14 protein-coding genes and 1 pseudogene are annotated in these 12,282 nt (G+C 64.7%); 12 read left to right on the top strand and 3 right to left on the bottom strand.

The features are described 5' to 3' along the window. From WA904_RS20640 to WA904_RS20615, 6 genes are all read left to right on the top strand, one after another. Positions 1-531 (top strand): histone deacetylase family protein (locus WA904_RS20640; RefSeq protein WP_425199005.1); only part of this gene is annotated, 531 nt, incomplete at its 5' end. Positions 532-533: 2 nt separating this feature from the next. After that, complete coding sequence (locus WA904_RS20635; protein ID WP_425199004.1) at positions 534-1,637, top strand: NAD(P)/FAD-dependent oxidoreductase; 1,104 nt, start codon at positions 534-536, stop codon at positions 1,635-1,637. A 206-nt stretch (positions 1,638-1,843) separates the two neighbouring features. Next, positions 1,844-2,650, top strand: coding sequence for an exodeoxyribonuclease III (gene xth / locus WA904_RS20630; protein WP_425199003.1), 807 nt, complete (start codon positions 1,844-1,846; stop codon positions 2,648-2,650). A gap of 5 nt (positions 2,651-2,655) precedes the next feature. Beyond that, on the top strand, positions 2,656-2,874 hold the full coding sequence (locus tag WA904_RS20625) for a SlyX family protein (protein ID WP_425199002.1): 219 nt from the start codon (positions 2,656-2,658) through the stop codon (positions 2,872-2,874). A gap of 42 nt (positions 2,875-2,916) precedes the next feature. Then, complete coding sequence (locus WA904_RS20620) at positions 2,917-3,174, top strand: hypothetical protein (protein ID WP_425199001.1); 258 nt, start codon at positions 2,917-2,919, stop codon at positions 3,172-3,174. Positions 3,175-3,322: 148 nt separating this feature from the next. Beyond that, positions 3,323-3,826 carry a helix-turn-helix domain-containing protein gene (locus WA904_RS20615; RefSeq protein WP_425199000.1) on the top strand — a complete coding sequence of 168 codons (504 nt, stop codon included), beginning with the start codon at positions 3,323-3,325 and terminating at the stop codon, positions 3,824-3,826. Between the two features lie 71 nt (positions 3,827-3,897). Here the strand turns inward: WA904_RS20615 and WA904_RS20610 are convergent, their stop codons facing one another. After that, positions 3,898-4,950 carry a quinone-dependent dihydroorotate dehydrogenase gene (locus WA904_RS20610; RefSeq protein WP_425198999.1) on the bottom strand — a complete coding sequence of 351 codons (1,053 nt, stop codon included), beginning with the start codon at positions 4,948-4,950 and terminating at the stop codon, positions 3,898-3,900. Positions 4,951-5,024: 74 nt separating this feature from the next. Between WA904_RS20610 and rpiA the strand changes: the two genes are divergently transcribed. The 6 genes from rpiA to otnI all read left to right on the top strand — a co-directional run bounded on the left by rpiA (position 5,025) and on the right by otnI (position 10,617). Beyond that, positions 5,025-5,696, top strand: a complete 672-nt coding sequence (rpiA, locus tag WA904_RS20605) for a ribose-5-phosphate isomerase RpiA (RefSeq protein ID WP_425198998.1) — start codon at positions 5,025-5,027, stop codon at positions 5,694-5,696. Between the two features lie 58 nt (positions 5,697-5,754). Continuing rightward, positions 5,755-6,528 (top strand): FadR/GntR family transcriptional regulator, encoded by a 774-nt coding sequence (locus tag WA904_RS20600; RefSeq protein WP_425198997.1) that lies wholly within the window; start codon positions 5,755-5,757, stop codon positions 6,526-6,528. A gap of 124 nt (positions 6,529-6,652) precedes the next feature. Next, positions 6,653-7,543: an L-threonate dehydrogenase gene (gene ltnD / locus WA904_RS20595; protein ID WP_425198996.1), complete on the top strand. Its 891-nt coding sequence runs from the start codon at positions 6,653-6,655 to the stop codon at positions 7,541-7,543. 116 nt (positions 7,544-7,659) lie between these two features. After that, positions 7,660-8,931: a 3-oxo-tetronate kinase gene (gene otnK, locus WA904_RS20590; protein WP_425198995.1), complete on the top strand. Its 1,272-nt coding sequence runs from the start codon at positions 7,660-7,662 to the stop codon at positions 8,929-8,931. Positions 8,932-9,025: 94 nt separating this feature from the next. Next, on the top strand, positions 9,026-9,700 hold the full coding sequence (locus WA904_RS20585) for an aldolase (protein WP_425199006.1): 675 nt from the start codon (positions 9,026-9,028) through the stop codon (positions 9,698-9,700). Positions 9,701-9,783: 83 nt separating this feature from the next. Continuing rightward, positions 9,784-10,617, top strand: a complete 834-nt coding sequence (otnI, locus tag WA904_RS20580) for a 2-oxo-tetronate isomerase (RefSeq protein WP_425198994.1) — start codon at positions 9,784-9,786, stop codon at positions 10,615-10,617. A 21-nt stretch (positions 10,618-10,638) separates the two neighbouring features. Here the strand turns inward: otnI and WA904_RS20575 are convergent, their stop codons facing one another. Further along, complete coding sequence (locus WA904_RS20575) at positions 10,639-11,295, bottom strand: glutaredoxin family protein (RefSeq protein WP_425198993.1); 657 nt, start codon at positions 11,293-11,295, stop codon at positions 10,639-10,641. A 22-nt stretch (positions 11,296-11,317) separates the two neighbouring features. Beyond that, a pseudogene (locus tag WA904_RS20570) lies at positions 11,318-12,282 on the bottom strand (M3 family metallopeptidase); the annotation flags it as partial.

The raw sequence follows: 12,282 nt of genomic DNA, 5'->3' as shown, positions 1-12,282 counted from the left end.
GGCTACTGCTTTCTGAACAATGCTGCCGTTGCGGCGCAGGCGCTGCGCAACGGCGGCGCGCAGCGCGTGGCCGTTCTCGATGTGGACTACCACCACGGCAACGGCACACAAAGCATTTTTTACGACCGTGCCGACGTGCTGTTTGTCAGCCTGCATGGCGACCCGCGCACCGAATACCCCTTCTACCTGGGCCATGCCGATGAAACAGGCGAGGGCGCCGGACAGGGCTTCAACTTCAACCTGCCGCTGCCGGCCGGCTCGTCGGTGGGAGCGTGGTTCGACGCACTGGAGCAGGGTTGCCTGCGCATCGCCAAACACGGCGCACAGGCGCTGGTGGTGTCGCTGGGGCTGGACACTTTCGAGGGAGACCCGATTTCCACCTTTGCGCTGCAGCCGGCAGATTTCCACCGGCTGGGCCGGCGCCTGGCCGCGCTCGGGCTGCCGACGGTGTTTGTGCTCGAAGGCGGTTATGCGGCCGAAGCGCTGGGCAGCAATGCGGTCCAGGTCATCGACGGTTTTGAACAGAGGTAGTGATGGACAGCGTGGATGTGGTGGTGATAGGCGCCGGCGTTGTCGGGCTGGCGGTGGCGCGTGCGCTGGCGCTGCAGGGGCGCGAGGTGATGGTGCTGGAAAGCGCGGATGGCATAGGCACGGGCATCAGTTCGCGCAACAGCGAGGTGATCCACGCCGGCATTTATTACCCGCAGGGCTCGCTCAAGGCGCGGCTGTGTGTGGAAGGCAAGGACTTGCTGTATAGCTATTGCGCAGAGCGCGGCATTGCCCACAGCCGCTGCGGCAAGCTGATCGTCGCCACCCATGAATCGCAGATTCCCCAGCTGCAGGCCATCATCCACAAGGCTGCCGCCAATGGCGTGCACGACTTGGTGCTGCTCACGCGCGAGCAGGCGCAGGCGCTCGAGCCTGCACTGGACTGTGCGGCGGCGGTGCAATCACCCGGAACCGGCATCGTGGACAGCCATGCGCTCATGCTCGCGCTGCAGGGCGACCTTGAGAACGCCGGTGGCATCGTGGTGCTCAATTCGCCGCTGGCCCAGGCGCAATGCGCGCCATCAGCTATCGTTCTGGTAGCAGAAGACGGCACCGAACTGGCAGCCCGAACCGTGGTCAACGCCGCCGGCCTGCACGCGCAGGCGCTGGCGCGGCGTTTCGGGGGGCTGGATGTGCAGCATGTGCCGCCCAGCCATTACGCCAAGGGCAACTACTTCACGCTGTCCGGGCGCTCGCCTTTCAGCCGGCTGATCTACCCCGTGCCCGAGGCTGCGGGGCTGGGCGTGCACCTGACCATCGACCTGGGCGGCCAGGCCAAGTTCGGCCCCGACGTGCAGTGGGTGGATTCGCCCGACGACCTGGTGGTGGACCCGCGGCGCGGCGATGCGTTTTATGCCGAGGTACGCAAGTACTGGCCGGACCTGCCCGATGGCGCGCTGATTCCCGGTTATGCCGGCATCCGCCCGAAGATCCAGTCGTCCACCGAGCCTGCCGGGGACTTCCTGATCCAGGGCCCGGCCGTGCATGGCGTGCCAGGGCTGGTCAACCTGTTCGGCATTGAGTCGCCGGGCCTGACGAGCTCACTGGCGATAGGCCGCCATGTCAGCGAATTGCTTCAAAACGTATAGCTGCTTGCGCCGGCTGCATAAGGGCTTGTGGGTGTTTTTATGCTGTTTTGAGGTGCTCCGGGCAGCAAGCCCGGGGGCCGGCGGCTTGCGGCCTTGTCCGACAAGCTGGCCCCGGTGCCGGGCTTAAGGTCTCGGGCAGTGATACACACCGAACACGCACCGAAGGAAGGAACAGCCATGCCCAACCGCAAGACCAGCCCCCGCCGATGAAACTGGCCACCTTCAACGTCAACGGCATCAAGGCGCGCCTGCCCAATCTTCTGGCCTGGCTGCACAGGGCTGCGCCCGACGTGGTTTGCCTGCAGGAGCTCAAGGCGCTGGACGGCGTATTTCCCCAGGCCGAACTGCGCGAGGCCGGGTACCACGCACTGTGGAAGGGCCAGCGCTCGTGGAATGGCGTGGCCATTCTTTCGAAGGGTGCGGAGCCGCTCGAGATACGGCGCGAGCTGCCCGGCGACCTGCAGGACGAGCAGAGCCGTTACCTGGAGGCTGCGGTGGACGGCATCATCGTCGCCTGCCTTTACCTGCCCAATGGCAATCCGCAGCCGGGCCCGAAGTTCGACTACAAGCTGGCCTGGTTCAGGCGCCTGCAGCAGCATGCGCAAGCGTTGTACAACTCGGGCCATCCGGTGGTGCTGGCCGGCGACTTCAATGTGGTGCCGACCGACTTCGACATCTACGATCCGAAGTCCTGGCGCAAGGACGCGCTGCTGCAGCCCGAAAGCCGGGCCGCGTATGAGGAACTGCTGGGCCAGGGCTGGGTGGACAGCCTGCGTCACCTGCATCCCGACGAACGCATCTACACCTTCTGGGACTATTTCCGCCAGCACTGGAAGCGCAACGCCAGGCTGCGCATCGACCATGTCCTGCTCAATGCCGAACTCGCGCCCCGCCTGCAGGCGGCGGGCGTGGACAGCTGGGTGCGCGGCGAGGAACACGCGAGCGACCACGCCCCGGTGTGGGTGGTGCTGGATGCGCCGGCCGGGCGGGGCGGCGAAACTCGTGTCCAATAGGGAGCATGGATGCCGAACAAGAGATAAACAAACGCCTGACCGAGCTGGAAATCAAGGCCAGCTTCAGCGAAGACCTGCTGGACCAGCTGAACCAGGTCATCGTCCGTCAGCAGCAGCAAATTGACCTGCTGATGCGCGAGGTCAGCGAATTGCGCCAGCAACTCCCTGAAGCCGGCACCCGCCAGCCGGGCCGCAGCGCCGACGACCTTCCACCGCACTATTGAGCCACCATTGAGCGTTTGCGCTTCCCATACTCACAACACCGCATGGCCACCGCACAAAGCATCACCACCGACGACTACAAGCTTTTCCCGTCACCGCGCAACCGGCACCGCACCATCTTCCTGCACCGCGTGTTTGTGCCTTATCCCTACATGCTGATCGACATGGACAGCTACAACCTGAAGGGCAAGTACAGCCTGTTCGCGGCCTGCCGGCTGGCCGACAACAAGATGGGGCAGCTCGTCACGCTGGAACTGCCGGAAGACGAGCTCAGGTTCAAGGAACGGTTTGTGCCCGATTGACGATGAGGAAATTGGCTTCCAGACTAATAGCTGCGCGCGCAGCTAGCTATCATATACATAGCGTCCGGCGCCGCCTGGCCCCGGTGCACCGCATCTGGCCCGCAGCTTGCTGGCCCTCGGTGCCGGCGCCGCGGGCGGGTGGCCTGCTATGCTGCCCACGATTCGCGCCTCCTACAATTGGAGGAGAAGCCATGGCCCATTCAATCAGGAGTTTATTGACGTGCCCAATATCGCAACCGTTCTGAAGGCAGAAATCTCCCGCGTCGCACGCAAGGATGCACGCGCCGAAACCCAGCCGCTCAAAAAAGCGTCGTCGCAATACCGTACAGATATCGCCGCCCTGAAAAGGCGCGTGCTGGACCTCGAAAAACAGCTCAGCCGTTTGCTCAAATCGGGGAAAAGGGGGCAGGCTTCCGCTGCACCGGAAGAAAAAACCGGCAGCGGCCTGCGTTTCAGCGCCAAGGGATTTGCCGCCCAGCGGCGCCGGCTCGGCCTGACGGCCGCGGCTGTTGCGAAAATTCTCAACGTGTCGGCGCAGTCCGTCTACAAATGGGAAGACGGCAAGACCCGCCCCCGGGCCAGCCAGCTGCCGGCGATTGCGAGCCTGAGGAAGATGGGCAAGCAGGAGGCGGCGAAACTGCTGGCGGAGTAGCTGGCGTAAAACTGCCCGGTATTTCGGGATCTGCTACCAATTCAATAGCTGTCTGCGCTGAGTCTATTGGGCTAGCGGCTCTTTTTGATGGCAAGCGCAGCCTCGGTGACCAGCTCCGGCCCCTTGTAGATCAGCCCGGTGTAAATCTGCACCACGTCGGCGCCGGCCTGGATCTTGGAGACGGCGTCCGCGCCGCTCATGATGCCGCCCACGCCGATGATGGGAAAACTTTTGCCGAGCGCCGCGCGCAGCTGGCCGATCACGCGGTTGCTGGCTGCCAGCACCGGTGCGCCGCTCAGACCACCGGCTTCCTCTGCGTGCGCCAACCCTTTCACTGCGTCGCGGCTCAGGGTGGTGTTGGTGGCGACCACGCCGTCCATGCCGTGGCGCTTGAGCGTTGCGGCAATCACGTCCACCTGGGCTTCGTCGAGGTCGGGCGCGATCTTCACGAAGATGGGCACGCGTTTGCCGTGCTGCGTTGCCAGTACTTCGCGCCGTTCGGCAATACGGCCCAGCAGGGCGTCCAGCGCCTCATCGCTCTGCAGAGCGCGCAGGTTTTTGGTGTTGGGGCTGGAGATGTTGACGGTCACGTAGTCGGCATGCGGATAGACGCCGTCCAGGCAGAGCAGGTAGTCATCGACCGCGTTTTCAATCGGTGTTGCCGCGTTCTTGCCGATATTCAGGCCCAGCAGCAGCGGGTGTTTGGCGGTCTGCCGGCGAAAGCCGGACTTCTGCACATTGCTGATGAAGGCGTCCAGCCCGTCGTTGTTGAAGCCGAGCCGGTTGATCAGCGCGTTGGCCTGCGGCAGGCGGAACATGCGTGGCTTGGGGTTGCCTGGCTGCGCTTTCGGCGTGACCGTGCCGACCTCGACAAATCCGAAACCCATGGCGGCCAGGCCGTCGATGCAGCGCGCGTTTTTGTCCAGCCCGGCGGCCAGGCCCACACGGTTGGCGAACTTCAGCCCGGCCAGTTCCACCGGATCGTCAACACGGCCCGAGCAGTAGGCCCATGCCAGCGGTGTTCCCTGGGTGCGGGCCAGCGAGGCCATGGTCAGTTCGTGGGCCGTTTCTGCATCGAGTCCAAATAAAAAGGGGCGGGCGAGGGCGTAAGGCAGCAGGGACATTGGATAATTTGGGTTGTTCTTGGCGATAGTGCGGTGCGCTTAGCCATTGTCGCAAACCTCACAACCTTCCCACCATGACCCAAGACGAACTCAAAACACTGGTCGGCCAGGCCGCCCTCAGCTATGTCGAGCCCGGCAGCATCGTCGGTGTCGGCACCGGTTCCACCGTCAACAAGTTCATCGACGCGCTGGCCGGCATCAAGGACACGATTGCCGGCGCAGTGTCCAGCTCGGTGGCCTCCACCGAACGCCTGAAGGCGCTGGGCATCACGGTGTTCGAGGCGGCCGATGTGGAGGAGCTCGCGGTGTACATCGACGGCGCGGACGAGATCGACCATGCGGGTTACATGATCAAGGGCGGCGGCGCGGCGCTCACGCGCGAAAAAATCGTGGCTGCCCAGTCGCGCAAGTTTGTCTGTATTGCCGATGAATCCAAGCTGGTTCAGACCTTGGGCCATTTCCCTTTGCCGGTGGAAGTGATTCCCATGGCGGCGCAGCGCATCCGGCGGCAGTTTGAGGCCCTCGGCGGCACGGTCACCCTGCGCCTGAAAAACGGGGCGCCGCTGGTCACAGACAACGGCCAGCACATCCTGGATGTGACCGGCCTGAAGATCAGCGAGCCGCTGGCCTTCGAGTCCCAGGTCAACCAGTGGCCCGGGGTGGTGACGGTGGGGGTGTTCGCCTTCCAGAAAGCGCATGTCTGCCTGCTGGGCACGGAAACCGGCGTCAAGACCCTGGTGTTTTAAATCTCGCGGAAGCGGCAAGCCGGATGTTGTAGAGTTGTACGACAAATTTCAGGCGCCCATGACCCACCGTTTCCAGTCCATCACGCCCGGTGTTCACCTCTCGGAACAGGTGGCCGAGGCTCTGTCGGCCGAAATCCGCGCCGGCAGGCCGGCGGCGGGCGAGAAGCTGCCGACCGAAGCGGCACTGGTCGAGCAGTTCGCCGTCAGCCGCACGGTGGTGCGCGAGGCGGTCTCGCGCCTGAAGTCGCTGGGCCTGGTGGAATCGCGCCAAGGCAGCGGGGTGTTTGTGCGGCGCGCCGCATTTGCGCCGCTGAATTTCGACACGCGCTCCGCTGCCTCCAGGCAGGCCGTCATCCAGATGGTGGAGGTGCGCCGCGCGCTGGAGGCCGAGGTGGCCGCGCTGGCCGCACAACGCCGCACGACCGCCGACGTCAAGCGCATTCGCCAGGCAATAGCGGCGCTTGACAAGGCCGTCAAGGCCGGCGGGGATGGCGCCGAGGAAGATGTGAACTACCACCGCGCGATCGCGGACGCGGCGCAAAACCCGTTTCTCATCAGCACGCTGGACTACCTGCGCCAGTTCCTGCGTGGCGTCACGCGTGTCACCCGCGCTAACGAAGCCCGCCGCGCCGACTTTGTCGGGCAGGTGCGAGCGGAACATGAAGCGATAGCCCAGGCCATTGAGGCTGGTGATGCCGTGAAGGCGCGGCAGGCTGCGGCTCGCCACATGGACAACGCCATCCGCCGCATCGAGCAGGCCGATCCGGCTTTCTGGCAGCAGGAGGGTGTGCAGCTGGCCAGTGCGTTGCTTCCCCAAGCCGGCGTGCACTGAGCCCTGGCTGTCTTTCTTCGGGTGCGTCCGACCGGAAAAACTGGGCCCTGCTGATCGCTATAATTTGTATGATAACAATATGAATAGAGAAAACCGGGCATATCCCGGCTGAAGGAGTGAGTCAATGAGCCAGCTTGCAGGAGTGATCGGTCTCGGTGCCATGGGCAGCGGCATGGCGCAGTCGCTGCGCCGTGCCGGCTACCAGGTGCATGTGTTTGACGTGCGGCCAGAAGCTGCGCAGGCATTTGCCGAAGGTGGTGGTGTAGCCTGTGCCTCGCTGGCAGAACTCGCCGCCGCTTGTGACGTGGTGGTGTCGGTCGTCGTCAATGCGGTGCAGACCGAGGCGGTGTTGTTCGGCCCCGGCGGCTGCGCGGCGGCCATGAAACCCGGCAGCGTGTTTGTGATGTGCTCCACCGTCGATCCGAACTGGTCGATGGCGCTGGAAAAACGCCTCCTTGCGCTGGGCCTGCTCTACATCGACGCGCCGATCTCCGGCGGCGCCGCCAAGGCGGCCAGCGGCGAGATGACCATGATGACTTCCGGTGCGCCGGCTGCGTATGCGAAAGCCGGGCCTGTTCTCAAAGCCATGGCTGCCAAGGTCTACAAGCTGAGCGATGCGGCGGGGGCCGGCAGCAAGGTCAAGATCATCAACCAGCTGCTGGCGGGTGTGCACATCGCCGCGGCCGCCGAAGCCATGGCGCTGGGCCTGCGCGAAGGCGTGGACCCGGCCGCGCTCTATGAGGTGATCACACACAGCGCCGGCAACAGCTGGATGTTCGAAAACCGCATGGCGCATGTACTGGCAGCCGACTACACACCGCTCTCGGCGGTGGACATCTTCGTGAAGGACCTCGGCATCGTGCTCGACATGGCGCGCGCCAGCAAGTTTCCACTGCCGCTGTCTTCGACAGCACACCAGATGTTCATGCAGGCCTCGACCGCCGGTTTTGCGAAAGAGGACGACAGTGCGGTGATCAAGATATTCCCGGGCATCGAGTTGCCGAAAAAACCATGAGCAGCATTCAGCGTGGCGTGGAACCTCTTAAACCAGCCGGGGCCGCGGGTCCGGCTTTGCCGGCCCGCAGGCGCAGCGCCCCCTCGGGGGGCAGCGAAGCACACGGAGTGGCGAGCGTGGGGGCGCTATTGCTCGGTTGTATCGCTGACGATTTCACCGGCGCGACAGACCTCGCCAACAACCTGGTGCGCGCCGGCATGCGGGTAGTGCAGACGATTGGCGTGCCGTCAGGGCCGTTGGGCACCGAAGTCGACGCCGTGGTGGTTGCACTCAAATCGCGCACCATGCCGCCGGCCCAGGCCGTCACCGAATCGCTGGCCGCATTGACGTGGCTGCAGGCGCAGGGCGCGCAACAGATCTATTTCAAGTACTGCTCGACCTTCGACAGCACGGCCCGCGGCAACATCGGCCCGGTGACCGAGGCGCTGATGGACGCGCTGAAGACAAGCTTCACGATCGCCACGCCGGCCTTTCCCGACAACCAGCGCACGGTGTTCAAGGGCTACCTGTTTGTCGGCAATGTGCTGCTTTCTGAAAGTAGCATGCAGAACCACCCGCTGACGCCCATGGCGGACGCGAATCTGGTGCGGGTGCTGCAGTCGCAGACAAAACGGCGTGTCGGCCTGATCGACCACAAGGTGGTGGCGCGCGGCGTGGCGGCGGTGCGCGAGCGCATGGCGCAATTGCAGGCAGAAGGTGTGGGCGTGGCCATCGTGGATGCCGTGTCCAACGATGACCTGCTGCGCCTGGGCCCTGCGCTCAAAGGCATGCCACTGGTGACGGCTGGTTCCGGCGTGGCCATCGGCCTGCCGGCCAACTTCGGCATCACGCCCTCGGACCAGGCCAGCCGCTTGCCGGCCGTCGGCGGGCTGCAGGCGGTGGTGTCGGGCAGCTGCTCTCTGGCGACCAACCGGCAGGTGCTGGACTTCATGAAGCAGGGCCATCCTGCGCTGGCCATCGATCCGCTGCGCATCGCCTCGGGTGTCGATGTGGTGGCCGAGGTGCTGGCCTGGGCGCGGCCACTGCTGGCCCATCGGCCCGTGCTGGTGTATTCCACCGCTGACAGCGGCGACGTCAAGGCCGTGCAGGGCAGGCTTGGCGTGGAAGAAGCCGGCGCCATGGTCGAAGCCACACTGGCCGCGGTGGCGCGCGGCCTGGTGCAGCTGGGCGTGCGCCAGCTTGTGGTTGCCGGCGGCGAAACCTCGGGTGCCTGCGTGCAGGCGCTGGGCATCACGCAGATGCAGATCGGTCCGCAAATCGACCCCGGTGTGCCCTGGTGTCACGCACAGAGCGACCTTGTTTCGCAGGAAGGCCTGCATCTGACCTTGAAATCCGGCAACTTCGGCGCTGACGATTTCTTCACCAAAGCCTTTACGATGCTCGCATGAACTACCGCCCCCACGTTTGCCGCGCTGCGGCTGCACTGCCCCCCGAGGGGGCCTATGCCTCCCTTGGGGCGGCCCGGCGGTCGGCATGACCGTATTGACCGAAAACCAGGCCAGAGAAGAAATCTGCCGCGTCGGCAAAAGCCTGTTCGATCGCGGCTACGTGCATGCCACCGCCGGCAACATCAGCGTGCGGCTCGATGCCTCGGCGGGTGGCGGCTTCCTGATCACGCCGACCGACGCCTGCCTGGGTTTCCTGGATCCGGCGCGGCTGGCCCGGCTCGATGCCGATGCGAAGCAGCTCAGCGGTGATACCGCGAGCAAAACGATCGCGCTGCATGCCGGCACCTATGCGGCAGCCTCCGCGTTTGACCCGGCGACGTCCTGCGTGATCCACACCCACAGCACACATTGCGTGGCGCTGAGCCTGCGTGCCACCGGCGAGGAATTGCTGCCGGCGCTCACGCCCTATTTCGTCATGAAGGTTGGCCATGTGCCGGTCATCGCCTATCACCGACCGGGTGACCCGGCGGCAGCGGCGCTGGTGGCACAGGCCATCACGCGTTACGGCCGGCAGGGCACACCACTACGGGCGGTGATGCTGGCGCGGCTGGGGCCCAATGTCTGGCACCAGAACCCGGCGGCGGCCATGGCCGTGCTGGAGGAACTCGAGGAAACCGCCCGGCTGCTGTGCCTGGGCAACGCCCCGGTGCAGCCTCTAAGTGCTGCGCAGATCGACGAGCTGCGCCAGACCTTCGGCGCCCGCTGGTAGGATTTTAGAGTCGAATCGGCCTGCAGCCCTTTATTTATAAGCGCTGGCAGCTATCCATTCAATAGCATCTTCAAGAAACGACCATGCCTAAATTCGCCGCCAACCTGTCGATGATGTACCCCGAGTTGCCCTTTCTGGACCGCTTCGAGGCGGCCGCGAAAGATGGCTTCAAGGCGGTGGAGTTTCTTTTCCCCTATGCATTCGGCAAGCAGGAGCTGGCCGCACGCCTGAAGGGCAATGGCTTGCAGCAGGTGTTGTTCAATGCGCCGCCGGGCGGCACCGATGCGGCGTCCATTGCCCAGGCCTGGGACCAGTCCGGCGTCCGGGGCACCGCCGCGGTGCCGGGCCGCGAAGCGGAGTTTCGCACCGGGGTGCTGATGGCCCTGGCGTATGCAGAAGCACTGGATTGCCCGCGCATCCACCTGATGGCCGGCCTGGTGGAAGCGGGGAGCGAGCGCGAGGCGCTGCGGCCGCTGTATGTTGCCAACCTGCACTGGGCAGCGGCCGAGGCCGCCAAACATGGACGCGATGTGCTGATCGAGCCGATCAACACGCGCGACGTGCCGCGGTTCTTTCTGAACCGGCAGGACCACGCGCACGAGATCGTGGCCGAGGTCGGTGCGCCCAACCTCAAGGTGCAGATGGACCTGTACCACTGCCAGATCGTCGAGGGTGATGTAGCCATGAAGATACGCCAGTACCTGCCCACCGGGAGGGTCGGCCATTTCCAGATTGCCGGCGTGCCGGAGAGGCACGAACCCGACATCGGGGAAGTCAACTACTCCTACCTGTTCGACGTGATCGACGAGGTGTCGCAGGCCTGTGGCTGGGACGGCTGGCTGGGCTGTGAGTACCGCCCGAAAAAAGGCGGGCAGCCGGGCGGCACCTCAGCCGGCCTGGGCTGGCTGCCGCGCTGAACGCGGCAATGCCTGTCAGGCCTAGAAGCGGATTCCGGCGGGATTGCTGGGTGGAGGAGTTACCGACGGGGCGGCGGGTGCGGCCGGTCCCTGGGGTCGGGCCGCGGTGGTGGCGGGCTCAGCCGCTGGCGCGACTGTGACCAGAGGCGTGGCAGCCGTCTGGATGTAACTGGACGGAAGCACCGATGATTTCGGATAACCCGCTGCGTCAAGAAACTGTGTCCATTCCGCGTCGGAGAAGCCTTTCAGCTGCTGGCTGCCGATGGTCATGAAGGGCAGGGAGCTGTCCCCGCTGAGGCGCTGCAGTGCCTTCTGGTCTTCAATCGTTGAGATTGTTTTTTCCGCAAAGGGAATGCCGCGGGTGGTCAGCATGGAGCGGCCAGAAGCGCAAGGGGCGCAGTTCGCACCCGTGTAAAGGATCACCGGGTACTGGCCGACGACTTTGCGCAGCTCAAAAGGCAGCGAGGCAGTGGCGATGCCCCCGGCGCCACCGGTATTGGCCGCCGTGACCTTGGCCTTGCTTGCCGCCGGTGGTGGCTGGTCGGAGAAGGTCACCTTGCCGTCCGGGCCGACGATGCGGTAGACCTGCTGGGCCTGGGAAAGGGAAGGAAAAGCACCAGAAACCAGCACCATTGCTGCGCTGACTGCTGCAAATTTAATAGCGTTCGATAAGGTCATACCAGCTCCGTTTTGGGGTCTCTCACGCCATGCCCTGGTGGCGCAGCAACGCATCGATCGAGGGTTCGCGGCCCCGAAAGGCCTTGAAGGATTCCATCGCCGGGCGGCTGCCACCCGCTTCCAGGATGGCCTGGCGGTATTTTCTGCCAGTTTCTACCGTAACGGTGCTGGGCAGGGTTCCGGCATCGGTGTTTATACCTGCAGGTGTGGCGCTTTGTGCACTCTCCTCGAAGGCGGCATAAGCGTCGGCCGAGAGAACCTCGGCCCATTTGTAGCTGTAGTACCCAGCGGCATAGCCACCCGAGAAAATGTGACTGAATGTGTGCGCGGTGCGGCTGTAGGGCGGCGGCATGATCACCGCATACTCCTTGCGAACTTCAGCCAGCAGGGCCATGACATCACCCTCCGGTTGCCACTGGGTATGCAGCAGCATGTCGAACAGCGAAAACTCGATCTGCCTCAGGGTCTGCATGCCGCTCTGGAAGTTTTTCGCGGCCAGCATCTTGTCGAACAGCGCACGCGGCAGGGGCTCGCCGGTGTCCACATGGGCGGTCATGTGTTTGAGCACGTCCCATTCCCAGCAGAAGTTTTCCATGAACTGGCTGGGCAGCTCGACCGCGTCCCACTCGACGCCGCTGATGCCGGAGACATCGCGCTCGTTCACCTGGGTCAGCATGTGGTGCAGGCCGTGGCCGAACTCGTGGAACAGCGTGGTCACATCGTCATGCGTGAGCAGGGCGGGCTTGCCGCCCACGCCGTCGGCGAAGTTGCAGACCAGGTGCGCCACCGGCGTCTGCAGCGCGCCGGTGTCGGGGCGCAGCCAGCGGGCTCGCACATCGTCCATCCAGGCGCCGCCGCGTTTGCCGGTGCGGGCCGGCCGGTCCAGGTAGAACTGGCCGACCAACTGGCCAGGTAACGAGCGGTCGCTTGTTGCTTCCGGGTACCGCTCGATGCGGGAAAACTAGACCCCGGGATTGCACACCGGGG

The organism is Polaromonas sp. (assembly GCF_049790275.1).
GTDB lineage: Bacteria > Pseudomonadota > Gammaproteobacteria > Burkholderiales > Burkholderiaceae_C > Polaromonas.
This window is presented reverse-complemented; position numbering and strand designations above follow the sequence as displayed.

Bases quoted from the DNA above. Each gene is read 5' to 3' on its own strand.
- WA904_RS20635 (WP_425199004.1), top strand. From the start codon at position 534: ATGGACAGCGTGGATGTGGTGGTGATAGGCGCCGGCGTTGTCGGGCTG.
- rpiA (WP_425198998.1), top strand. From the start codon at position 5,025: ATGACCCAAGACGAACTCAAAACACTGGTCGGCCAGGCCGCCCTCAGC.
- otnI (WP_425198994.1), top strand. From the start codon at position 9,784: ATGCCTAAATTCGCCGCCAACCTGTCGATGATGTACCCCGAGTTGCCC.
- WA904_RS20610 (WP_425198999.1), bottom strand. From the start codon at position 4,950: ATGTCCCTGCTGCCTTACGCCCTCGCCCGCCCCTTTTTATTTGGACTC.
- ltnD (WP_425198996.1), top strand. From the start codon at position 6,653: ATGAGCCAGCTTGCAGGAGTGATCGGTCTCGGTGCCATGGGCAGCGGC.
- WA904_RS20620 (WP_425199001.1), top strand. From the start codon at position 2,917: ATGGCCACCGCACAAAGCATCACCACCGACGACTACAAGCTTTTCCCG.
- WA904_RS20575 (WP_425198993.1), bottom strand. From the start codon at position 11,295: ATGACCTTATCGAACGCTATTAAATTTGCAGCAGTCAGCGCAGCAATG.
- WA904_RS20615 (WP_425199000.1), top strand. From the start codon at position 3,323: ATGCTGCCCACGATTCGCGCCTCCTACAATTGGAGGAGAAGCCATGGC.
- WA904_RS20625 (WP_425199002.1), top strand. From the start codon at position 2,656: ATGGATGCCGAACAAGAGATAAACAAACGCCTGACCGAGCTGGAAATC.
- xth (WP_425199003.1), top strand. From the start codon at position 1,844: ATGAAACTGGCCACCTTCAACGTCAACGGCATCAAGGCGCGCCTGCCC.
- WA904_RS20600 (WP_425198997.1), top strand. From the start codon at position 5,755: ATGACCCACCGTTTCCAGTCCATCACGCCCGGTGTTCACCTCTCGGAA.